At 51.6% G+C, this 23,309-nt stretch carries 21 protein-coding genes and 1 pseudogene; 10 read left to right on the top strand and 12 right to left on the bottom strand.

Annotated features, from left to right (window positions below; translation table 11 throughout):
* Window positions 1-144: 144 nt before the first annotated feature.
* Window positions 145-324 (top strand): annotated as a pseudogene (locus tag ACFO3I_RS03910) (VOC family protein); the annotation flags it as partial.
* A gap of 115 nt (window positions 325-439) precedes the next feature.
* Here ACFO3I_RS03910 and nadS read toward each other — a convergent pair.
* The 4 genes from nadS to ACFO3I_RS03890 form a co-directional block, all read right to left on the bottom strand.
* Entirely contained in the window at window positions 440-727 is a 288-nt protein-coding gene (gene nadS, locus ACFO3I_RS03905) for a NadS family protein (RefSeq protein ID WP_377331927.1), read from the bottom strand.
* A gap of 1 nt (window position 728) precedes the next feature.
* Complete coding sequence (locus ACFO3I_RS03900; RefSeq protein ID WP_377331925.1) at window positions 729-1,040, bottom strand: hypothetical protein; 312 nt, start codon at window positions 1,038-1,040, stop codon at window positions 729-731.
* Window positions 1,041-1,302: 262 nt separating this feature from the next.
* Window positions 1,303-1,761, bottom strand: a complete 459-nt coding sequence (locus ACFO3I_RS03895) for a DUF2141 domain-containing protein (RefSeq protein ID WP_377331924.1) — start codon at window positions 1,759-1,761, stop codon at window positions 1,303-1,305.
* A gap of 60 nt (window positions 1,762-1,821) precedes the next feature.
* Window positions 1,822-2,595, bottom strand: coding sequence for a GntR family transcriptional regulator (locus tag ACFO3I_RS03890; protein WP_377331922.1), 774 nt, complete (start codon window positions 2,593-2,595; stop codon window positions 1,822-1,824).
* A gap of 284 nt (window positions 2,596-2,879) precedes the next feature.
* On the opposite strand from ACFO3I_RS03890, the gene ACFO3I_RS03885 reads away from it, so the two are divergent.
* The 6 genes from ACFO3I_RS03885 (at window position 2,880) to ACFO3I_RS03860 (ending at window position 12,826) form a co-directional block, all read left to right on the top strand.
* Complete coding sequence (locus ACFO3I_RS03885; protein ID WP_377331921.1) at window positions 2,880-3,371, top strand: RNA polymerase sigma factor; 492 nt, start codon at window positions 2,880-2,882, stop codon at window positions 3,369-3,371.
* 9 nt (window positions 3,372-3,380) lie between these two features.
* Window positions 3,381-4,340: a FecR family protein gene (locus ACFO3I_RS03880; RefSeq protein ID WP_377331919.1), complete on the top strand. Its 960-nt coding sequence runs from the start codon at window positions 3,381-3,383 to the stop codon at window positions 4,338-4,340.
* Between the two features lie 6 nt (window positions 4,341-4,346).
* Window positions 4,347-7,349: a TonB-dependent receptor gene (locus ACFO3I_RS03875; protein WP_377331918.1), complete on the top strand. Its 3,003-nt coding sequence runs from the start codon at window positions 4,347-4,349 to the stop codon at window positions 7,347-7,349.
* A 164-nt stretch (window positions 7,350-7,513) separates the two neighbouring features.
* Window positions 7,514-7,984, top strand: coding sequence for an FKBP-type peptidyl-prolyl cis-trans isomerase (locus tag ACFO3I_RS03870; RefSeq protein WP_465269130.1), 471 nt, complete (start codon window positions 7,514-7,516; stop codon window positions 7,982-7,984).
* 469 nt (window positions 7,985-8,453) lie between these two features.
* Window positions 8,454-11,156 (top strand): TonB-dependent receptor, encoded by a 2,703-nt coding sequence (locus tag ACFO3I_RS03865; protein ID WP_377331917.1) that lies wholly within the window; start codon window positions 8,454-8,456, stop codon window positions 11,154-11,156.
* A gap of 185 nt (window positions 11,157-11,341) precedes the next feature.
* Complete coding sequence (locus ACFO3I_RS03860) at window positions 11,342-12,826, top strand: CehA/McbA family metallohydrolase domain-containing protein (RefSeq protein WP_377331915.1); 1,485 nt, start codon at window positions 11,342-11,344, stop codon at window positions 12,824-12,826.
* A gap of 73 nt (window positions 12,827-12,899) precedes the next feature.
* Here ACFO3I_RS03860 and ACFO3I_RS03855 read toward each other — a convergent pair whose 3' ends face one another.
* Window positions 12,900-13,448: a BON domain-containing protein gene (locus ACFO3I_RS03855; protein ID WP_377331913.1), complete on the bottom strand. Its 549-nt coding sequence runs from the start codon at window positions 13,446-13,448 to the stop codon at window positions 12,900-12,902.
* A gap of 146 nt (window positions 13,449-13,594) precedes the next feature.
* Window positions 13,595-14,032: a hypothetical protein gene (locus ACFO3I_RS03850; protein ID WP_377331911.1), complete on the bottom strand. Its 438-nt coding sequence runs from the start codon at window positions 14,030-14,032 to the stop codon at window positions 13,595-13,597.
* Window positions 14,033-14,224: 192 nt separating this feature from the next.
* Here ACFO3I_RS03850 and ACFO3I_RS03845 point away from each other — a divergent pair, with 192 nt between their 5' ends.
* On the top strand, window positions 14,225-15,556 hold the full coding sequence (locus ACFO3I_RS03845) for a sigma-54 interaction domain-containing protein (RefSeq protein WP_377331910.1): 1,332 nt from the start codon (window positions 14,225-14,227) through the stop codon (window positions 15,554-15,556).
* Window positions 15,557-15,621: 65 nt separating this feature from the next.
* Here the strand turns inward: ACFO3I_RS03845 and ACFO3I_RS03840 are convergent, their stop codons facing one another.
* The 3 genes from ACFO3I_RS03840 to ACFO3I_RS03830 all read right to left on the bottom strand — a co-directional run bounded on the left by ACFO3I_RS03840 (window position 15,622) and on the right by ACFO3I_RS03830 (window position 17,041).
* Complete coding sequence (locus tag ACFO3I_RS03840; protein ID WP_377331909.1) at window positions 15,622-15,978, bottom strand: hypothetical protein; 357 nt, start codon at window positions 15,976-15,978, stop codon at window positions 15,622-15,624.
* A 50-nt stretch (window positions 15,979-16,028) separates the two neighbouring features.
* On the bottom strand, window positions 16,029-16,205 hold the full coding sequence (locus tag ACFO3I_RS03835) for a DUF1328 domain-containing protein (RefSeq protein ID WP_377331907.1): 177 nt from the start codon (window positions 16,203-16,205) through the stop codon (window positions 16,029-16,031).
* Window positions 16,206-16,387: 182 nt separating this feature from the next.
* Window positions 16,388-17,041 (bottom strand): hypothetical protein, encoded by a 654-nt coding sequence (locus tag ACFO3I_RS03830; protein WP_377331905.1) that lies wholly within the window; start codon window positions 17,039-17,041, stop codon window positions 16,388-16,390.
* 140 nt (window positions 17,042-17,181) lie between these two features.
* Here ACFO3I_RS03830 and ACFO3I_RS03825 point away from each other — a divergent pair, with 140 nt between their 5' ends.
* A complete protein-coding gene (locus tag ACFO3I_RS03825; protein ID WP_377331904.1) occupies window positions 17,182-17,490 on the top strand; it encodes a hypothetical protein in 309 nt (102 codons plus the stop codon).
* Between the two features lie 46 nt (window positions 17,491-17,536).
* Here the strand turns inward: ACFO3I_RS03825 and ACFO3I_RS03820 are convergent, their stop codons facing one another.
* The gene (locus ACFO3I_RS03820) at window positions 17,537-19,405 is read right to left on the bottom strand and encodes a choice-of-anchor I family protein (RefSeq protein WP_377331903.1); all 1,869 of its coding nucleotides are present in this window, start codon (window positions 19,403-19,405) and stop codon (window positions 17,537-17,539) included.
* Window positions 19,406-19,544: 139 nt separating this feature from the next.
* On the opposite strand from ACFO3I_RS03820, the gene ACFO3I_RS03815 reads away from it, so the two are divergent.
* Complete coding sequence (locus ACFO3I_RS03815) at window positions 19,545-20,369, top strand: Fic family protein (RefSeq protein WP_377331902.1); 825 nt, start codon at window positions 19,545-19,547, stop codon at window positions 20,367-20,369.
* Window positions 20,370-20,402: 33 nt separating this feature from the next.
* Here the strand turns inward: ACFO3I_RS03815 and ACFO3I_RS03810 are convergent, their stop codons facing one another.
* Entirely contained in the window at window positions 20,403-22,631 is a 2,229-nt protein-coding gene (locus ACFO3I_RS03810; RefSeq protein ID WP_377331900.1) for a Calx-beta domain-containing protein, read from the bottom strand.
* Window positions 22,632-22,672: 41 nt separating this feature from the next.
* On the bottom strand, window positions 22,673-23,254 hold the full coding sequence (locus ACFO3I_RS03805) for a hypothetical protein (protein ID WP_377331899.1): 582 nt from the start codon (window positions 23,252-23,254) through the stop codon (window positions 22,673-22,675).
* Window positions 23,255-23,309 lie beyond the last annotated feature (55 nt).

Here is a 23,309-nt window from a genome sequence, read left to right as displayed (position 1 = left end):
ATTCGCGTACGCAGTTGAGCATGCCGCGTTCCATGATAAAGGCTTTGGCTTTGACGGGGTCGGCGGCGGTTTGCATAAAGTGTTGCTGGCGCTGCTGTTGAATGTCGGGGTCGGTCGGTAATCATTCCGCAAGTTGATTTTGCTCCATTCGTTGAAAAATTGCGAAAAGCAGCCGTTCGAGAATGGAAGCAAGATTCCAGTGAAGGGCATTCGGTTTACTTTTTGGATCCGGATGGAAATAAACTTGAAGTGCACAGCGGTAACTTAGAATCCCGCTTAACTTCGTTAAAAACCAAACCTTATGCAGGTTTGATTTGGCTGTGATCCAAATCTGGCTGGTTCGCCTGTCGCAGAGTAGGGCAGTGCTGAGGTAGAAAAATTAAGGGAGCCTTGGCTCCCTTTATCTTCAGAAAAAATGCTGCTGGACCCTCAGCAAGCCCTAGTTCAGCGCTGCCAAAACATGCTCAGGGTCGCGCTCAATAGCTCGCAACAAGGCTTTTGCCGGACCTGTAGGCTCACGACGGCCCTGCTCCCAATTACGCAGCGTGCCTAGCTGAACATCAATCAGCTCCGCAAAGGCCGCTTGGGTCAGGTTAGTTTTCTGCCTGATTTCTTTCACCTTCACTGCCGCAACAAAAGTCTCTCGGGAAGGTTGGCGTTCGCCGCGAACAATTTCATCCATTTGTTGCACGCTTTCCAGCAGCTCATTAAACAGGCTGTCTTTCATATCACCACCTCTCAACAATATTTCTCAATAACTTCAGTTGTTTATCTGTCAGGTTGTCTTGCTCGCTTTTCGCGTAAATCAGCAGTAGCCTTATATGACTATCAGGTTCCACATAATAATAAATGACCCTCGCACCACTGCTTTTGCCGTGAGAACCGAGGGGCGTACGTATTTTCCGTAAACCACCGCTGTTTTTTATCAATTTCCCACTTTCTGGGTTATTCGCCAGAAACTGCTGAAATTCACGGTATTCATCGTCTAGCATCAATTCATTCAGGCGTTTCGTGAAAATGGATGTTTCGACAAATATCACGGGCTGCTCACTTTGAGTGCGTCATTGGCGTACTTTGTGATTCTTTCATAAGTACAAATAATCGTCAATTGCCAACTTCATTTTTTAAAATTGTGCGCAAGTTTTCAAATCCGCTTTCCAGCAAAATAGATAGGAGTAACTGCGTAGTGAACAATTTAAAAGTGAGCGCGCGAAGTGCGAACACAGTAGTTGGCGATGGCTGATTTACCCGCTACGGAATCCGTGTCTCAGTGAATAATGTCGAATGCCTGCAATAACGCTATTAATCAATAGACGTCAGATTTAGCTGCTGCTCGACCGGTTGGTCTGCAATCTGGAACGCAGCGTCTTTGTAGCTTGGTGGGCCCATGCTGCCTTTGGCGTTGTTGGAAGTGGCGACCGGTTCTTTCGGAATGCCTATCCAGTTGCTTTTCAGCTCTGCATTGCTGTCCAGATCCTGGAACAGGGAGATGGCGTAGTCACCGGCGGGTAGGTCCAGGCTGAGCTGGACGCTGGCGTCTTTCACCTGGCCTTGCAGCGGAAAACTCTGTTGTTTGAAGATTTCATCGGCTTTGTCAGACAGCCAGTGTTTTTTGTTGTTGTACACCCGCACCACCAACTGGCCTTGTTCGGATTTCACCCCGGACAAGTGGATGGTCAGGTTTTGTGCTGAGGCAGCGCCCGCAGCGCAGGTGGCGGCGAGCAGGCAGATGGCTGGCAGACTGGCGAGTTTTACGGTCATATCACTTCCATGACAAAAGGTTAAATGGCCGCAAGGCTGCAGAATGCCAGCACTGCGGGGTTATTTCATCGAAAATTCCATCTCGAACTGGTATTGGTCCGGACGGTACACAGCGTACATATGGTCGAACAGTTCGCCGTTCTTGTCGTACATAGAGCGGTCCAGCACCAACAATGGTTTGCCGGTTGGAATGCCCAGGTGCATGGCGGTATCCACGTTCGACAGGGTGGCGGTGACCGACTGTTTCACTTTGCCTAAATGCAGTTCAATGCCAGCCATGCGGAAAATATCCATACGCGACATCTTCAGCAGGTTTTCTTCGCTGTACATATCGCCAATATCGCGGGTCCAGCTGCCGTAATAACCAAAAGGGATGCCGTCAGACAAACGCACCCGTTGCGACTGGATCAGCTGCGTGTTGCCATCAATGCCAAAACGCTCCTGAATATCCAGTGGCGGAATGGTTTTGCGGAACATCAGCGACTGTACCTGCGTTTCACGGCCCATAATGGCCAGGCTTTCCAGTAACCCTATAACGGGAATGTTCAGTTGTTCAGCACGGTGCTTGTAGGTGACGTGCGAGCCTTTGCCGCGGTGACGGCTGATATAGCCTTGTTCCGCCAGATCGTCCATTGCCCGTTTAGCGGTAATTCTGGACACACCGAACACATCGGACAGCTGATGTTCTGTCGGCATTTTTTCACCGTAAGGAATTTCGCCTGAGTGAATTTTTTCCTTCAGAAATAAATACACCTGATGGTACAGCGGTGTGGGGACATCACTGGCTAAAGCGTGTTTTAACCGGGGATCAGCTAACAGTTGTTCAAATGTCATAAGCTCTTGTGGTTTTAAGGGTTCCCATCAGTACCACGGAGCGTAGCCTGGTGTACCTGACTTTGGGAAAGCGCTGTAAGAAATAACCATGTCCTATGGTATAGAGTTAGAACAATCATAACAAACCTTTTACCTTGCTCAAACCTGGGGACTGCTAGGTTCGGGCTGTTTAACAGCAAAAGCATTGCAGCTGATTGTGCCGGTTCGGACTTTAGACAACGTTGTCAAATGACTGTCATACAATGCAGGTAGGCTTGGCAGAACACTGGAATACTGGGGCCTTTATGTCTACCGCAGAAAAGCCAAATCAACAGCTAAGCCAGGGGTTGGAAAACTCCGGGTCGCTGGCCCGCTATCTGGAGCGTAATGCCAGCAAGGCCGATGCTGCCGATATTTTTCAGGAATCCATTACCCGGGTACTGGAGCAGTCGCGACAGCAGCCTATTCAGAACCCTTTAGCCTATGCCTTTACCGTGGCCCGCCATATGCTGATGCGGCTAAAAGCCACAGCAGCCGATCCGGTGGACGAACTGATTTGTCAGCGAGCCAACCCGGAAGAGCAGGTCAGTCAGCAGCAAACTGTGGCCCTGCTGGAGCAAGCGCTGCAACAGATGCCTGCGTTGCGGCGGGAAGCTTTTGTGCTGTGCCGGATGGAAGGCAAAAGTCGCAGTGAAATTGCAAGAGCAATGCAGATTAGTGATGATGCAGTGTCGAAACATGTAAGCAGGGCGCTGGCCGATATTCAGCGCCTGATTGATCAACACCGCAGCAGGTGAGTAGCAGACTTGACTGATTACCAACGAACAGAACCGGACATCTACGAGCAGGCCGCCAGCTGGGTAGAAAAACTCGCTGCGGGCGAATTGGACAGCCTGAGCAAACGACGATTCAGCCATTGGCTGGACGCTGATCCTCAACACCGAGCCGTGCTGATTGCGATGGTGGAAACCTGGAACGACCCAGCCTTAAACCAGCTATTGGCGCGTTACCCGTCCCGCAGCCTGAACCGCCTGAACACAAAGTGGCCGCAAATTGGTTTTGCCAGCGCCGCCGCATTCAGCCTGGTGCTGCTGGCCGGACTTTATCTGGGTGTGGCCTGGCGACCCGCTACTGCACCTTACGAATTACATACCGCCAAAGCCGAAAGTCGTCAGCAACAACTGACCGATGGCTCAGTGCTGGATATGGCTCCAGACACCCAGTTGACGGTGAATTTCACCACCAGCAAGCGCCAGGTGGTGCAAGGCTTGGGCGCTGCTTACTTTGCGGTGGAAAAAGACAAACAACGGCCTTTCGAAGTGCGACTGGGCCAGGCCAGCGTGGTGGCGGTTGGCACTGAATTTACTATTGACCAGGACCCGGACCTGATTGATATCACTGTGTATGAAGGCGCGGTGCAGGTGCAGGCCAGTGCGGCCGGCCCCAACCTGTTACTGAAAGCCGGTGAGCAGGTGCGGATCAGCAATCACCAATTGTCGGACGTACGCAAAGTGAACCTGCAGCAATTGGTAGACTGGCGCTCCGGTTGGATTGAAATTGAAAACGAGTCGCTGGCTTATCTGCTGCACCGGCTCAACCGTTCTGGCTCTACCACAGTCAGTGCCGGGCCTGGGCTGGACCAACTGCGGGTAGCCGGTCGTTTTGAGCTGGCCAATATCAGCCAGACCCTGCAAGCCTTACAGCAAACCTATGATTTGCAACTGGAAAGGTCTGCTCAGGGTGTGCGGCTGGTGCGCTCACCCTGACGTCAGATGAAGCGGATGTTCAGGCTGATCCATCCCTGGCTTGCATTCACAGCCGCTGTCAGCCTGAGTGTGTTGGCTGAGCCTGCCGGTGCAGCCCGCCAGCAAGATTTTGATTTACCTGCGCAGCCGCTTGCTGCGGCTCTATTACAGTTTGCCCGCCAGGTGAACCAACCCCTGTTGTTTGACCCGGCCTTGCTGTCGGGCTTGCAGGCGCCGGCGCTACGGGGCCGTTTTGCCCCTGAGCAGTTGTTGCAACTGCTGTTGCAAGGCCAGCCGCTGCAGGCGATCCCCAAAGCGCAGGGTTGGCTGATTAAAGCCAGAGCCGAGCCGCCGGCCCCTGCGCCGCTTATAGCCAGCAACAAAAATGCCAGTAAAGCTGCAGTCGAAGTGATCGCCATTCGGGCCAGCGGCAACCTGGCCGACAGCCAGACAGACCCGGCATTGTGGCCAGCGCGACTGCAGCTAAAACGCCAGGCGCTTGGTGTACAGGATTCATTGGTGGCAGCAGACATGGCCGACTGGCCGGATTTAAACCTGGCGGACTCACTGCAGCGGGTGCCTGGAATATCCATTACCCGTGAAGGCGGCGAAGGCCGGCAGATTTCATTACGCGGCTTAGGGCCGGATTTCAGCCGGGTGCAGGTGAACGGCATGGAAGCATTGGGCACTTCGTCGTCACCAATGGACTCGCGCGGGGGCGTATCCCGCTCGCGGGCCTTTGATTTTAATATTTTTGCGTCAGAGCTGTTCAACCAGATTGATGTCAAAAAGTCGTATTCGGCCGACCAGGAAGAAGGTGGCATTGCCGGCACGGTGAATTTACATACCGCCCAACCTTTCGATTACGAAAGCAGGCAGGCGACGCTGTCGGTCCAGCTGGGCACCAACAGCAATACCGACAGCACTGACCCTCGTATCGCGGCTTTATTGTCTAATACCTGGGGCGATGTTGGAGCGCTGGTGTCTGTGGCTTACAGCAACAGAGCAACCAAAGAATACGGCAGCAACACCACTCGCTGGCGGCGCGAGACAGGAAAAAAAGCAGCGGATGCCAGCGACACCGAACTGCAGGCGCTGCTGGATTCAGGCGAGTTGTGGTTCCCGCGTGGCCACCGCTATTCGGTCTGGCAGAATGACCAAAGCCGTTTAGGTGTTACCGCGGCTTTGCAGTACAAACCCAGTGCCGATTTCAGCCTGGCGCTGGACCTGATGCACGGCACACTGGAGAACCAGCTGTCAGAGCATCATCTGGCGGTGAAGGACAACTCCACCGTCAACAGCCTGGTATGGCGAGGCAGTTCTGGCCAGCAGACTGGCGACAAAGAAGTTGTTTACGCTGACTACAAAAACGCCAGCTGGCGCAATGAGAACCGGCAGGATTACAACGAGTCTGTGTTTAACCAGCTGAGCCTGAGTGCCGACTGGCGCTTGAATGAGAGCTGGCAACTGACGGCGCTGCTGGGGCACAGCAGCTCGGACTACGAGCAGCCGCAGGTGACCAAGCTGAATATTGAAGCCAGTAAACAGGTGAACATTATCACTGACTTTACCCAGGACGCCTTTTACGGCCACAGCTATTCACCTGACTTTGATATCACCAGCCTGGATGGTTACAGAGTGAAAGATTTGTACTTTCAGTCGAACTTTATTTATTCAGACTTCGATCATGCCCGGCTGGACCTGCATTACCAGCTGAATGACAACGCGAGTTTAAGTGTTGGCGTGAACTATAAGACATTCAGCAACTCTGGGTATGAGCGGATGGCGCAGGACTTTCCGAACCATGTGGCGACGCCGCAGAATCAGGGCGTAAAAACCTTGACGGCCGACAGGGTGCGGCTGTTTAGCGGGCATCCGGACCAAAGCTGGCTGGTAGGCAATTTAACCAGCATGTTGCCATTTTATGGGTTGCAGGACTTTGTACTGACTGACCACTACCTGGTGAAAAACTCTGCTTATGATCTGACCGAACAGATCAAGGCGTTTTACCTGCAACCCCATTGGCAAGGAGTGGTGGCCGGGCGTCTGCTGAAACTGGATCTGGGCCTGCGTTATTTCAACACCACACTGAGTTCACAAGGCTACCCGTCGGGTGAGTTGGTCAGCCTGCAGCGCCGTTATGCCGACTACCTGCCAAGCCTGAACCTGGTGTATGAACTGACGGACAATCTGCTCTGGCGCAGTGGCCTGAGCCAGAATATCACCCGGCCTTCGCCCACCGATATGTCGCTGTCGGCCGCCGTCAGCCAGACCTTGCAGAATGAGCAGGACAACGGCAACGTCAACCGTGGTAACCCGAACCTGAAACCCTTTGCGTCCAACAACCTGGATACGGCACTGGAATGGTACTTTGACGAGGTGGGCCTGGCGTCGGTGGCGCTGTTTTACAAAGATATCAGCAACTTGATTGTCACCGAGACGCAGCAGCTGCTGTACAGCGAACTGGGCCTGCCTGCTGAGTTGTTGCCAAAAGGCAAAACCATCAACGATATCTTTAATGTGTCATCGCCGCAAAACGCGGGTTCCTCCAGCATTAAAGGCTTTGAGCTGGCCTTGCAGCGCGGGCTGGACTTTTTACCCGCCCCTTTCAACCACTTTGGGGTGATGGCCAACTACACCTGGGCAGACGGCAAAACCTTGTACCGCAATGTGCAGAACTCGGGTGAGGATGCTGTAAAAGCTTTTCCTGGCTTATCCAGACAGAGTTACAACTTCACCTTGTATTACGACACAGAGCAGTGGGGCGCGCGGCTGGCAGCAGCCCACCGCAGCCGTTACATCACGGCGGTCGAAAGCGGCTCCATCGACGATGATGAGCGGGGTTACCATGCCAGCACCACAGTGGATTTTTCAGCCTTTTATCAGCTGAATGACCAGGTAAAGCTGAACATTGAAGGCATAAACCTGACCAATGTGCGGGATGAATCCTACAGTGATTCCAGCGACAGAGCCTATAACACGACCTTGAGTGGAAGGACTTTTATGGCCGGTGTGACAGTGCAGTTCTAACGGTCGCCTTCGTACTTGAAGCTGCGGTTTTGTTGACTGCGAACTATGGTTTCAATTGGAGGCGGGCGGGGCAAGCTCAGCTCCGGAAGCGGGTCTTCGATTTTGACCAAAAGAGCGAAGCACCCTAAGATGGCCCTCATTGAATTCACTAAAGCGAACCCCTTATGAAAATTCTGTTAGCCATTCTGGCCATTGCCTGCGTCGCCTGGTACTTCTACAACAATGCCAATAACCAGAAAATTGCCGCGCTGAACCTGGAAAAAGGCGCGGCCTTTTTAGCGGAAAACGCGAAAAAAGCCGGAGTGACCACCACCGCATCTGGCCTGCAGTACGAGGTATTGCAAAGCGGCAGTGGCGAAACTCACCCAACGGCCAGCAGCACAGTGCGGGTGCATTACCACGGCACTTTAATAGACGGCACAGTATTCGACTCCTCAGTCGAGCGTGGTGAAACTATTTCTTTCCCACTCAACCGCGTGATCCCCGGCTGGACCGAAGGGGTGCAGTTAATGAAAGTGGGCGATAAATTCCGCTTTTATATTCCGTCTAATCTGGGCTACGGCGAGCGCAGCGCAGGTAAAATCCCACCTGGGTCAGTGCTGATCTTTGATGTGGAGTTGTTTGAGATCAACTAACACAACAGGGCGGGCGTAAGGCTTAATGCCAGTCAGTTAAGCTGACTGGCATTATTTTTTATGGTGCAGTATCGGAATTTACCTTCACTAAGACAGTGAAGCGGATAAGTCCGTCCAGGGCGAGGAAAGGCAGAGAACTAAGCAGACCCTGTGAGGCATGGATGCCGAACAGGAGCCTATAGGGATATATCCACGGCGGGTCTGCGTGGGCTTTGCCTTTTCCGCTGCAGCTGAACCAACTCGAGAATAGATAAGCAGTTTTTGCATAAAAACTGCTTATCTGATCGGTATTAGGGCGTAAGGCCCGCTTTTTTGTCGTGCTAAAACCACCGCTACAGTCCACTGGCAGGCCGTAAAAAAACCTTCATAAATCTTTCTGTCCGGAAATTGCTGCTCATTGCTCTTTAGGGGAGTCGCTGTGCTTTTGCGCAGTTGTTTTACTCAACTTACAGGATGCAATGGAATAATTATGAAGACGAATCTTCGCAAGAGTCATCTGGCTTTGGCCGTGCTGGCTGCACTACCAGCGTTATATAGCCCTGTCTTACTTGCTCAATCTGCTTCAGAAGCTAAAGCTCAGGAAACTGAAGTAATTGAAGTCAAAGGCTTTCGCAGCTCTATTATCAAAGCCAAAGATCTGAAACGCGAAGCCATGATTGCGCAGGACTCGATAGTGGCTGAAGACATTGCAGACTTTCCGGATTTAAACCTGGCCGACTCACTGCAGCGGGTGCCTGGTGTCACTATTACCCGTGAAGGTGGTGAAGGCCGGCAGATTTCATTACGCGGCTTAGGGCCGGATTTTACCCGTGTTCAGGTGAATGGCATGGAAGCTTTGGGCACCTCGTCGTCGCCTATGGATGCGCGTGGCGCTGTATCCCGTACCCGGGCTTTTGACTTTAATATTTTTGCCTCAGAGCTGTTTAACCAGATTGATGTGAAAAAATCTTACTCTGCTGATCAGGAAGAAGGTGGCATCGCTGGTACGGTGAATTTACGCACCGCCAAACCTTTTGATTACGACGGCGCACAGGCTGCTGTTTCTGCTCAGGCAGGCACCAACAGCAATACCGACAGCACAGACCCTCGTATCGCGGCTTTATTGTCTAATACCTGGGGCGATGTAGGTGCTCTGGTGTCTGTGGCCTATAGCGACAGAGCCACCAACGAATACGGCACCAACACCACGCGCTGGCGCCGTGAAACTGGCAAAAAAGCGGCGGATGCCAGCGACACTGAACTGCAGGCCCTGCTGAACTCGGGTGAGTTGTGGTTTCCGCGGGGTCACCGCTATTCGGTCTGGGAAAACGAGCAAAACCGTTTAGGTATTACCGCGGCGTTGCAGTACAAACCCAGTGCCGACTTCAGCCTGGTACTGGACCTGATGCATGGCAAGCTGGAGAACCAGCTGTCTGAGCACCATATGGCGGTGAAGGACAACTCGACGGTGAACAGCCTGGTGTGGCGCGACAATAACGGCAGCAAAGAAGTGGTGTATGCCGATTACAAAAACGCCACCTGGCGTAATGAAAACCGGCAAGACTACAACGAGTCGGTGTTGGATCAGGTCAGCTTAACCGCAGACTGGACTCTGACCGACGATTTGAAAATGAGCGCTATGATTGGCCACAGCTCGTCGGATTATGAACAGCCGCGTGTGAATAAGCTGAATATCGAAGCCAGTAAAAAAGTGAACATTATTACCGATTTCACCCAGGACGCTTTTTACGGCCACAGCTATTCGCCGAGCTTTGATGTGACCCAACTCGACGGTTACACAGTGAAAGATTTGTACTTCCAGTCCAACTTTATCTACTCCGACTTTGACAATGCCAAACTGGATTTTGACTATGGCTTAACCGACAGCTCCAGCCTGAAATTTGGCCTGAACTATAAAAAATTCACCAATACAGGTTTTGAGCGGGTGGCGCAGGATTTCCCCAGTAATGCGGCGACACCACAGAACCAGGGCGTCAAAACCCTGACTGCAGAGCAGGTTGAAGTCTTTAACGGTCACCCGGACCAGAGCTGGTTACAAGGTGATATGGCCGCCTTACAGGCCTTTTATGGCCTGACCGATTTCACCTTAACAGATGCCTACACAGTGGAAAGTTCGGCCTATGATTTGGCCGAAGAAACTCAGGCGGCTTATCTGGTGTACGACACTGAATACGATGTGGCGGGCATGCCGCTGCGTGCCAATCTTGGTGTGCGTTATTTCACTACAGAGTTAACGTCAAAAGGCTTGTCCAAAGGCATTCCAACCGAAATGGTGCGTGATTATTCAGACTATTTGCCAAGCCTGAATATTGCCTACGAATTTGCTGAAGATGTGATCTGGCGTACTGGCCTGAGCAAAAACATGACCCGTCCTTCATTGGGGGCTATGGCGTTTTCGGCCAATGTCAGCCAAACCTCTTTGGGTGAAAACGACATAGGCCAGATTTCTGTGGGTAACCCACATCTGCAACCATTTGAGTCGGATAACTTTGATACGGCGTTGGAATGGTATTTTGAAGACGTAGGTTTGTTGTCTGCCGCTGTGTTTTACAAAGATATTAATAACTTTATCGTCACTGAAACCCAGCAAATTGTGTACAGCGAATTAGGTTTACCGGCCGAGTTACTGCCAAAAGGCAAAACCGTCGATGACATTTTTAATGTGTCGTCGCCGCAAAACTCCGATTCGTCCACCATCAAAGGCTTTGAACTGGCGATGCAACGGGATCTGGATTTCCTGCCTGCGCCTTTTAACAACTTAGGTGTGATCGCCAACTACACCTGGGCAGATGGCAATACCTTGTATCGCAACGTGGAAAACTCCGGCGAAGATCAAATTAAAGCCTTCCCAGGTTTATCCAAACAGAGTTACAACTTCACCCTGTATTACGAAACTGAGCAGTGGGGCGCCCGTGTGGCCGCGGCATACCGCAGCCGTTACATCACTGCAGTGGAAAGTGGCTCTATTGACGATGACGAGCGCGGTTACCATGCCACCACCAACGTTGATTTCTCAGCGTTCTACCGTGTTAGCGACAACGTAAAACTGAACCTGGAAGCGATAAACCTGACCAATGTGCGGGATGAGTTGTACAGTGACTCCAGTGACCGGGCTTATAACACCACCTTTAGTGGCAGGACTTATATGGCTGGGGTAACAGTACAGTTCTAACGGTCGCCTTCGTACTTGAAGCTGCAGCTTTGTTGACTGTGCTCTTTCGCCCCAGTCACATAGGTTGACTATGCTCCTGGGGTCTCAAGTGCTTGCCGCCTTGCTGCGGTTTTGTTTTTAATTCGAGACGGGTAGGGGCAAGCCCCACCCCGACGGTGGTCTTTCTTAGATGTAAGGTGTAGTGAGTGAAAACTTTGGTAGTGAATAAAAAGCAGATTGGTCTGGCTGGTATCGCGACTTTGCTAATGGCGTCCTGCCAACAGGTTCAGCCGGTAGCTAAGACTGAACCAGGCAAAAGCTGGCTGGCCGGTGACCACCATGTGCATACGCACTACAGTGTGAAATGGGATAACTCAGTATTTCCGCCCGCCCCAATTCTGGGTGGCGACGCCAAGTATTCGATCCCGCTAAATGCCCAAATGGCATCGCACTACGGCCTGAGCTGGATGGTGATCACCGACCACGGTGGGCCAAACCGTGCCAAGCTGGCACTGGAACAGGCCTATCCTGAACTGGTGGCTTCACGCAAAGCCTTACCGCAGATTTTGCAGTTTTACGGTATGGAGTTTGATGTGCCGGGCAATAGCCCAGGCGGTCGCCATGCCAGTTTGATTATGCCGCACCGACCTTCAGAAGCTGAGCAGCTGTACCAGATAGAAAGCCGCTACAACGGCCGTCAGGGCGTGCCGCCCGGGCCGGAAAAAGCCGAAGACGCCTTTATGCTGCAGGCGTTAAAAGCGATGGACGCCTTAGCCGACAAACCTCTGCTGTTTGTGAATCATCCGGCGCGGTTAGCCAGCGGGTTTCGCCAGTACAATAAAGTCACCCCAGCGCAATTACGCGACTGGCAGGACGCTGCGCCTGAGGTGGTGGTGGGCATGAGTGGTGCCGAAGGCCATCAGGCGGCGACGTTAAATCCGGATGGCAGCGCAGACCTGAATGCGATTCGGGGTGAGTACCCGGGGTATCCGACTATGGGCGGCTACGACCAGATGACTGCCCGTTTAGGCGGGGTTTGGGATAGTTTACTCAGCGAAGGCCGTCGCTGGTGGGTGACTGGCGTGTCCGACAGCCATGGGCATTACACAGACGGCTGGGCCGATTTCTGGCCGGGCCAATACGCCAAAACTTATGTTTATGCCGATAAAAACTACGACAGTGTTTTTTCGGCGCTCAAAGCCGGGCAAGTCTTTGTCACGACCGGCGATTTAATCGATGCGCTCTTTGTTGACGTGGCAGTAAATGGCTCAGCCAGAACCGCCTCAGCGGGTCAGACACTTACAGTCACACCTGATGATGAGCTGGTGCTTCGTGTGCGCTTTCGTGACCCCGACAGCACTAACGGCGGTGGTTTTAACCCACAAGTGGCGCGGGTGGATCTGATCCAGGGCATGATCACTGGGGCTGTGGCCAATCGCAACAGTGACGAAACAGCGGATACCAAAGTCAGCCAACGTTTTTACTCAACCGACTGGCGCATCAAAGACGGCTATAGCACCTTTGAGTTACCGCTTGGCAAAGTCAGCAAAAGCCAGTATCTGCGCCTGCGTGGCACCAATCAGGCGGCTGAACTTGAACCTCAGCCTGACCCGAAAGGCGAAGATCCCTGGCAGGATCTGTGGTTTTACAGCAACCCGGTGTTTATTGAGGTCAGTGCCAGCCAAAGTTGAACCAACGAAGCTCAGGCTGAACCAGACAGACAAAAAAGAGCCGGCATGTGCCGGCTCTTCGCTGCAAGGCTACTTAACCTTTTTCGACGGTCAGCTTGTCCACCACATCGGTGACGTCTTTGGTGTTTTTCGCTTTGGCCACCGCCAGGTCACGTTCAGCGTCTGATTTCACTTCACCGCTCAGCGTCACTACGCTGTTTTTCACATCGACATCAATACTGGTGCCGCTGGTTTCTGGTTCAAACAACAAGCCAGTTTTTACCACTGTGGCAATTTTGGCGTCGGTTAACGCACTGCCCACCTTTTGATCGGTGTTTTTGTAACGCTGGCCTGGTTTCACGGCCAACAGGTTTTCCACTTCGGTCACACCGTCCAGGCCTTCAATCAGTTCAGCGGCCAGCGCTTTGTCGACTGCATTTTCCACTTCGCCTGTTAAGGTCACTTTGCCGTCCTTCACATCGGTATTAATGGCAAAGGAATTCAGGTTGCCGTTCAGCAACAGGGTGGTTTCCGCTTTACCGTCAATCCAGGCGTCTTTCGCTTTGTCTTCCCAGCTGTTGGCCGCTACTGCAGACGCCGAAACCAGAGCCAGGGTGATCAGAGTTAATTGAATGGTTTTCATCATGTCGCTCCTTTTTAGTGAGACCCTTAGGCTATTGCCAGAACAATGCCAAAACTTAACTGATTGATTTTTATGTGTTTAGCTTATTTATTCATGAGGTGTTAATTTTTTGTATGTAAAATTTCCCTGTGCTGCCGGTAAAAGTTTCAGTGGTGCAGACGCAGCGCCAGCTGGTCGGTGGCCATCTGCAGGCTGGCGGTAAAATGCAGCAGCACAGTGTGACAGCAGCCCAGCTGCTGATTGCGTAATAAAGACTTTTGCCAGTGCAGTTGTTTATTCAGTTGCAGTTTGAGTTGCGAAAGGCATGCAGGGCTGCAGATCTCCGTGCTGCTGTTCTGGTAAAACTGCTGCAGCGTGGCCAGGCGCTGGTCATCCGCGTTGGCGGCAGGCTCAGTCGCAGGTAGCAGCAATAACACCTGCTGATGCAACTGCTGCAATTGCTGGAACTGGCGACGCAGGTTGCCACTCTGGCTCTGCTGCGCCTGCTGCTGAAAATACTGCTGAGCCATCGCAAGCAACTGTTGCAGTGCATAGAGCTCCTGGTGCGCAGGCGGCGTTGAGTTGTGGGTCAATGAAGACTGCATATCGACTCTCCTGTGGTCTTGATGGTCTGCAGTTCATTATCAATTCATGTACCAGAATGTAATTTAATGATTTCGTTGTGGTTTTAAGCCTGGCTCCGGTGCTAAACAGTTGTTTTACCGGTAAGTCTTACCGGGCACCCTGTTAAATTTACAGTCGGCTTTGCCGGCTGAAACCAAACAAAGAGGTGTGAAATGAACCAGGCCCGATTGTTTTTACATCTGCACAGCGCTGAGTTGAGTACTCAGTTGCTGTGCGCCGAGCAGGCGAAAGGTTTTGTGCTCTGCCAGAGTGAGCTGAGCCAGCCCTGGGTTGAGCAGCTGCAAGCCAGTCAGGCTGACTTGGCGCTGATTGAATACCATCAGGCAGAGGCTGAGCAGTATCAGCTATTGCAGCAGACTGAGCTGCTGAGCAGCACTGAATTTATCTTTGTCAGCCAGGGTGTGCCGGACCCGGCACTGGACCAACTGATGCGCAAAGGCGCCTGTTATCATTTTCGCCAGCCTCTGGATTTACCGGTATTGCTTGATGTATTGCAGGACTTTAAACAGCAGTTCAGCAGTGCTGCGGTAAAACCAAAGCCGCTGTGCAGCGAGCTGGATCAATTCGGTTTGCTGGTGGGCTCGTCGCCACAGATGCTGCAGCTGTACCGTACCTTACGCAAAGTCGCGCCCAGTAAGAGTAATGTGCTGATTATTGGTGAAAGTGGCGCCGGCAAAGAACTGGTTGCCAACACTCTGCATCTGGCCAGCGCACAGGCCCATCAGCCTTTTGTGGCGATTAACTGTGGCGCTTTAAGTCCGGAGTTGGTCGACAGTGAGCTGTTTGGTCATGTGAAAGGCTCGTTTACCGGAGCGCTGCGCGACCATCAGGGCGTATTCGCGCAGGCCAAAGGAGGCACTTTGTTTTTGGATGAAATTACCGAAATGCCGCTGGAGCAGCAGGTCAAACTGCTGCGGGTGCTGGAAACTGGCGAGTACCGGCCTGTGGGCAGCAATAAAACGGAGCTGGCAGAGGTGAGGGTGGTGGCGGCGACCAACAGAGATCCGCAGCAGGCCATTGCCGACGGCATGTTCAGAGAAGATTTGTATTTCCGGCTGGCGCAGTTCCCGCTGCAAGTGCCGTCATTAAGGCAACGCCAGGGCGATATTGCTGGTTTGGCACGCCATTTCCTCGCTTATTGCAACAGCAGGGAACAGCAACACAAAGCCTTGTCCACTCAGGCTGAGCAGGCCATTTTGCGTTATGACTGGCCGGGCAATGTGCGGGAATTAAAACATGCGATAGAGCGGGCTTTTATTCTAGCCGACAATGAGCTGAAGACTGAGCATCTGTTCCCGGCCGCAGTGGCTGCTGGTGCCACTGTGCCTGAACTGCCGGTGATGCCACTGGAACAGCTGGAAAAAGTCGCTATTCTGGCTGCATTGGAGCGCAACCAGGGCAATAAAACCGACACTGCCCAGCAGCTCGGTATCAGCATTAAAACCTTGTACAACAAACTGGAAAAGTACCAGCAAGCAAGTTAAAGCAATTGGGGGTCAGGTCTTGTATTTTGCGTTTCAATGCAAAATACAAGACCTGACCCCAAGGGTTAGCAGTTTTTATCTTCGGCGTCGACTTTCTCTTTGGCTGCTTCACAGGCTTCTTTCAGCTTTTGCGCGGCAGCTTCAGCGGTTTCTTCTGCTTTGTCGCCAGCGGCTTCGGCTTTGTCGGCCAAATCGTCTTTCAGTTCAGCGGCTGTATCACCAGCCTGCTCAGCTTTTTCTTCCATATCAGCTTTCAGTTCAGCGGCCTTTTGCTCAACCTGTTCGGCTTTTTCTGCCAGTTGAGACTTCAGTTGCTCCGCTTTATCTTCTGCTTCTTTGGCGCTGTCATCGCTGCAGGCTGCCACCAGGGTTGCCAGGGTGACGGCTAACAGTAATGGCAGATGCTTCTTTACTTTATTCATGGTTTCAATCCTCTGATGTTGGTAAGCAATGGGCGTCAGTGCCCGGTGTTTTAAAGTTTTGGTGTCTTGCCACGTAATGCACCGCTTAATAACGAAATCAGCAGTAACACCAAAAAAATTACAAAAATCAGCTTGGCTATCCAGGCTGCTGTACCGGCGATACCGCCAAATCCCAGCACACCGGCAATAATGGCGACGACCAAAAAGGTTAAAGCCCAACCTAACATACAAGCTCCTCAGTGCCTTGGCACAATTAATTGGACCTTGGTACTGAAGCGAAACTTATGCCAGGTTAAAAAATAATCTGTAACTTGCTGATATGTAGATGATTATGCCAGTTGAGGCTGAATGCTCACTGAAGCGAAGCGCGGATGAAAGCAGTAAAATTTACCTGATCACTGTAAGTCTTTCAGTGATCATCCTGCAGGGCGTAGACTGTCGGCAGGTAAATTTCCTCACCGGCTTTGTGTTTCATTTCGGCAAAATCGAAGAAATTTTTGACTGAGACCCCAAAGACTTTTTGGGTATTAAATTGTGGGGCCAGCTTTTCGACAAAGTCTTCGCTGAGGTTATGCGCATGGCGGATCAGCTGTAAGTCGGCATCATCGCCATGTTCAAAGTACAGCTTGATAAAAGTATGCAAGCCGGCGATTTTAAACACTGTGCGCATAATACCAGGGTGCCAGAACTTAAAATCCATCAGCGGGTGGCCAACTAAATCAAAGTCGAACTCCTTGTTGCCTTTCCAGGGGATGCAATGCACTTCAAAGCCATGTGGCGTAAAAACTTTATAGATAGACAAGCGTGGTTTGTCAGGGCAAATAACAGTCCCTAACCCATCATCAGTACCACCAAGCAGTTTCACATTCCAGTTTTGCTGATTGGTCAGAATATCCAAAGAATTGTCAAAGCCATACTTAAACATACCTTCCGCCATGCCCAACGAGGTGGCGACAGAATGGTAAAAAGGCGGAATGTTGCCAAAGCAGAGTTTGCGTTTGAGGCGGTTGATTTCGCGGAGCTGGCTGCTTTCCTGTGCAGCAGAAGTACTGTTAGCTGTCATGGACTGTCCCTGTCGTATTTGCGTTACCAGCAAGAGCATACCAGCTTGAGGCAAAAACCACAGCCGTATTTATCTGGACCAGCACTGCATTGGCCGGATAGGGTAGAATCAGCCTATCTGCAATTTGTAAGAACAAACCCATGAAAAAACTTTCTGCGGTACAGCTAAAGCAACAGGCCGCCGTCATGGCTGCTGTCACTACACTGGAACAACAAGCGCAAAGCGAGCTGACGGGGATGCTGCAATGCTGGTTTAGCCTGGAGTATGAAGCCTTTCCAGGCTCTTTATTGGTTCGCCTGCAATTTACCGATGATGCTGCGCTGGAAAGTGCCCAGCCAAACCTGTTGCACTGGCAAAAGAAGCTCAGTGGCCTGCTGCTGAAAAAAGGCATAGTACTGAAAGAGATGCGCAGACATTTGGTGATGACCACTCAAGGGCCGGATGATTAGAAAAAGCTGCAGCCAAAACTGGTTTCCGGCTGCAGCTGTACGGTTTCTAAAGCTCAGTCACCTGATACACAGTGACAGAACCAGACACTTCGTTACCAATAATCAGCAGCGGGTTGCCGTTCGGGCTGTTGCTGGCTGAAACAAACTTCACGCTTTCCGGGCCTAAGTCGCCGGTTTGTGGCACTTCAGTACAATCCATGCCTTCTGCCGGGTCACAGGGGTTGGCCAGTTCGTCGTCCAGTTCAAATTCAGTGTCAAAATCACGGTTGACGTAATGCGTGACAAAACTGGCTTTGAACGGGTTGGTCACGTCGTACACAAAGAGATCGCTGGTGCGCTCTTGCGCCACAAAGGCGTAAGTACGGCCATTGATGCTGCCGACATCGACTGCTTCCGGCTCTCCGCCTTTGTCGTCAGAGCGGTTATCGCCGCTGTTTTCGGTGTGTGCATTGTTAAAGTTGTTGCCTAATACTGCTGCACCAATACGTTCGAAATCAGAGCCTGAATCAAACACCAGGTTGCCTTTTTGATCCCAGATTGAGAAGGAACGGGCACCGTAGGCATACAGCTTGTCGACCACACCATCATTGTCCGGGTCGACCAGCGCTGAGGTCACTTTCAGCCGGCCTAAACCATTTTTGCCGCCGGTTTCGTCGTACAGCACCTGCAGCGCCGGGGTAAAGGTTTTATTCAGTTTGCTGGTACTGATCACGTCAGCCACCCGAATATCTTCCGAATAGGCTTCCCAGTCGCGTGAATCGCCTTCGTTGGCAGACACCACAAAAGTCGCGCCTTGCCACTGGTATGAAGCCAGCGTATCGGGCTGATACATGCCATAAACGCCCGGCAGGGTGCGCAGTGCCGGCTGTTTGTCTTCGTTGGTGTAGTCGATTGGCGTGGTACCCCAGTCTTTAAAGCCCAGCGCTTTGACTTCAATAGTGCCTTTTTCAAGGTCAATCAGACCAATGGCATTGGCTTCCTGAATAGAGACCCAGGCCAGTTTGCCGTCGGCAGATACAGTGATGTACTCAGGTTCTAAATCCTGCGCCACTGTGGTGCCAGCAGGGCCGGCAAACTTCACTCCTGCTTTGCTTAGCAGAGTGCGGCGTTTAGCGTCTGTGTCATAGTCTGTTGCTTTCAGTAAGCCAGAGCTGAACGCCATATTGCTGGTCAGGTTGATGCTGCTGGCCAGGTCGGCCGGCACTCCATTGGCCACTGCAATGACGGAAATGCTGCCTTCCGGGTCCACCAGATAATCGGTATCTGGTTCGCCTTCATTGGCGACCACCACTTTGCTGCCATCCGGCGTGAAGGTCAGCATATCCGGCAGTGCACCGGCTTCTACCGCTTTAATAAAGGTGCCTGCACCTGTCGCATTTAAGCTGTAAAACAACACAGCACCGTTGTCGGTTTTATTCGGCGACTGCACGGCAATGGCCAGTAAGTCATTGTGAATGGCAATGGAGTTGGCGCCGCCCAGCGCCAGGGTTTTGTCGTTACCCAGGCTGTCTTTTACGGTGACAGAAGCTGGGAAAGTGAAAGGCACAGAGGTTAAGCTGTTGTCGGTAATGCCATTGCCGACGCCAGCAGCAGGCAGATTGGTCAGCTTAATCACTTCAATTTTGTTTTCGGCGCTGTTCACTGCAAATACAGAGGCAGAGCTTTTATGGAACTGCACAATCTCTGCAGCGGCACGACCATAAATACCCGTGTTAAAACGACCAACCACTTCGATGCTCAGATCCCGCGGCGCATCCTGACCATTGCTGCCGTCGGCACCATCGGCGCCATCCGCACCGTCCTGGCCATTGCTTCCGGCAGGGCCTGTAGCACCATCGGCGCCATCATCGCCTTCCAACACACAGCCGCTTAATGCAGCCAGCAAGGAAATAGTCATCAAGGTACGTTTTAACATGTCGATTAAGCTCCTGAAGTTATTGAAATTCATTGTAAAACTTCAGGGTATGTCGAATTTGTGGCGGGAAAATGGCAACTTGATGACAACTTCGTGACGTGGCTATGCGGGAGCCTACTCCAGACTGGACACACAAAAGTTGCTTGAGCAAGGGCTGTCGGCTGAAGGAAAAGTGGCCGAAGAAACAGTGATGATCCTCAATCACAAAGATGCGATCCAGTTTCTGATTGAAAATGCTGAAGAAATTACGAACAGTGCTTTTACGGTGCGGAATATTCATTTTTTATTGTCTCAGGATCTGCTGGCCAACCCTAAATCCTGTGGCAGCATCCGGCAGACCGAAGTCCGCATTGGTAAGTCTGCTTATGTGCCACTGCACAATCCGCATCAGTTAGAAGGTTATTTCACCTTGTTACTGCGTAAGGCTGCACAAATTGAAGACCCTTTTGAGCAAAGCTTTTTTCTGCTGTTGCATTTGTCTTATCTGCAAGCCTTTGAAGATGTGAATAAAAGCACAGCACGGTTGTGCTGCATTATGCCTTTTATCCGGCACAACCTGTGCCCGTTAAGTTTTATTGATGTGCCTGAACAGCATTACGTGAAGGCTATGTTGTTGTTTTATGAAACCAATGAGCTGCAACCGGCACTAGAACTTTTTGCATGGGCTTATTTACGCTCATGCCAGCATTATGAGGTGGTAAAAGCAGCCATGGGTGAAATTGACAGCTACAGAATTCAATACAGGGCAGAGCGAAAATTGGCCATGGGGCAGGTGATTCGTGAAAACCTGCATGGCCAGGCAGCGGAGCAATACCTGGAACAGTTTTGCGTTGGGCAAGCCATTCCTGCGGCAGATAAATTTATCAGCATGACGTTAAACGATTTAACTCAGCTGCATGAGGGAGGCATTATTGGCTTGGGTATTACTGAAAGCATGTTTAAAAAATGGCAGGCTAGTCGGTAAAAAGGGTCAGAGTGCGACTCTGACCCTCAAACATTAAGCTTTTACCCGTCGGGCCAACCCTGCCACAGCCAGCACTAGCATCATCCACCAGCCCACGGAACCACCGCCGCCCCCCGAATCACCAGCGCCGGTGTCCGGATTGGTTGTTGCCGTGGAGTCATTGATAGTGATCACTATCTCGTTTGTATAGCCTATTGTACCCGCTGTTGCTCTGGAGAGGGCAGCATAGAAGAACCTGCTCCCATTATCGCCAGTGCGCTTTAACGTGTTCACAGTTACAGATGCAGTGCTTTGACCTGCTGCAAAGGTAAGTGGTTGGTCAATAGATGTGAAATCGGTGCCCGACGCCGCTGTGCCGGAAACAGTCCGTAGCTGCACTGTTAAATCGCCTTCTGTGCCATCTGTTCTTTGAACTGTCAGTTTGATTGAATCTCCCTCAGTCACTGAAGCTACAGGGCTGGAAAAATTCAGTTTTCCCGGTTCTGTAGCATCGTCGATGTTGACTCTGGTGGTGGTTAACTCTCCCAGAATGGCTCCATCGCTAACGGCTGTTAAGTTCAAGGTGAGGTGACGGCGGCCTTGTTTGCCTGCAATCATTGAAGTATCAACTTCAACAGTAGTCTCAGATTCGCCATCCCTGATTGTCCGTGTTCCGCTCCAAAACTCATAGTCGGTGCCTGCTTTTGCTGTTCCGTCTGTAGCGAGCAGGGTGTACTGAATATAACCATCCTGGCCATTTAACCGGTTAATTCTTACCTGTAACTGATTCCCTTCGATGATGGTGGCTGACTCTGTCGCAAATTGCACTGTGCCTGGCACCAGTGGCTTATCGCTGAGAATATTAATTGTTGGCCCTTCAGTCGGGAAGGTCGCACCAATAGCGCCGTGAATTTGCAGTGACAATTCAGTGTCGGCATGGCGCTTTGCGCGTGGCAGCAAAGTCAGTGTGACGGTTTTTTCGCTTTCGCCTGCGGCAAAAGCCACTTCCTTAAAGCCAAAATCAAAATCACGACCCTCCCAGGCGCTGCCATCTTTCGCTGTCATCGACAGGTACGCGGCTTCTGAGGTATCGCCGGTGCGCTTCAGCGTAATGCTGACCGTGCCTTCGGCGCGGGTCACGCTGTAGCTGTCCAGTGCAAATTGAATTTGTGAGGTGGCCGCACGCATGGTTTTATTCAGGGCAACCAAAGGCGCATTCTCTTTCACCACCCGCAGGTTGTTGGCTTCGCCAACCACGCCACAGGCGTCACCATCGACCACTGTATCGGGGTCTGAGTAGAAGCGGTGGGTTTCATCCGTCAACCAGCCGCCATTCGCCCACAAAGCTGTTGGTTTTTTGTCAGTGTCCCAGCTGCGGCGTGGGTCTTTCTTGCCGCAGGCAAATGCACGGTTGTCGTTCCCGTCTGCTGGTTCACCACTCCAGACATTATGCATGCCGCCAAACACATGGCCGAACTCATGCGTCAACGTCGACGCGTTCACATGGCCGAAACGTAGGCTATTCATATCATCGCTGGTATACAGATTTTCGCCTGCTGCGTTGGACTCCTTAATAATCCCGACGCCTCCTCGATAGGCATCAAAGATTGCCACACCTTGGAAAAAGCCGCCAAGTCCTCCTGTGCTTTGCCCATCTTTGACTTCGCGCACATAATGCATGACGTCCGCAGAACCGTTAGTAATATCGCTAATCCTGAATAAGCCTTGCGATTCACACAGCTCTTGATTCCCGTTGTTAATCTCCACCCATTTCGGATTCATCACGCAGTTGTAAACCGTCGCGTATTCATTCGCCAAGTCCAAATACTCTACTCCAGACTCCAGCGTATTTTCAGTCTGAGCAAAGTACACTGGCCGGAATACCACGGGCACTTTCTGCAGTTTCAACGATTCGTTGAAATAGGCGTACTGGGCTTTAATCCGCTCCACTGCAAACTGAGCGCCGTTCTCGTAGTATTTGCCGTTGGCGTCTTGAGTCAACTTGTCTTTCATTGCCTCAATCCATGTAGTGTGCATCAGCACTGCCACATCAATCACTGCAGGATTATCCATCGTTGCGCTGGCGTAGACGCCTTGCGTGCTACGCTGCACCAGTAGTTGTTTTTGCGCTAACTTCTTTGCCGTGATGCCTTCTGCACTGATAAATGAATCACCGTGTAAAGGGCAGCTCTGGCCTTCAATGTGTAGATGTGTAGCCGTAGCAAAAACCGCAGCGCTAAAAGCAGCAGCCATAGCTGCGGTGATGAAAGAGATCCGTATCACTATCGGTTCCTCAAGTTGTGAAAGGCAGTATATGTAAGCGACTACAATGGGATATTACTGAACTTAACCCCTTTGGTTTCGCCCTGATTAAAGTGGTCAAAATGCAGGCGTAATAAATCCAGCTGCCCGATAGCGGAATTGTTCAGTTCAAACACAAGGGTGACAGGTCGTTTAATGTTTTTGGCTAAATCAAAGCTGTCGCGTGGGCCATATTTCTTTTCACCCACTAACAATGCCTTCAGCTGCAGTGCATTGCCTTGCGGGTCAAAGGCACTGGTTTTGCTGTGAAACGCAAAGTCGGCATCTTTACCCTGGTTGATTAGCTCAAGACGACAGGCCAGCTCGGTCAATTGTTTAAAGCAACCGGAAAACTGAATATTCAGCGATGCCAGGCTGACAATACGTTGGCCGGTCAGATTGCTGGACGCATTTTCTTTGTACAGCGGTGCTTGATAGGTTTGCTGAAACACTGGGTTGTCGAAGTAATAGCCAAAGGAAAACATCAGACTGCCAAACCCAAGCAGGCTTAAAGGCAATAGGGTATGACGGACCCAGACGTTGACTCTTTGCAAAAAGGCATAAGCCATTAGCATGCAGAGTGACAAGGCTGTTGCTAATACCACCACTAAGTTCTGCCAGTTTAACCAGCTTAAACCCAAACTTGATGGGTCAGGCAAT

This window comes from Rheinheimera marina, from assembly GCF_042654345.1.
Lineage (GTDB): Bacteria > Pseudomonadota > Gammaproteobacteria > Enterobacterales > Alteromonadaceae > Pararheinheimera > Pararheinheimera marina.
This window is presented reverse-complemented; position numbering and strand designations above follow the sequence as displayed.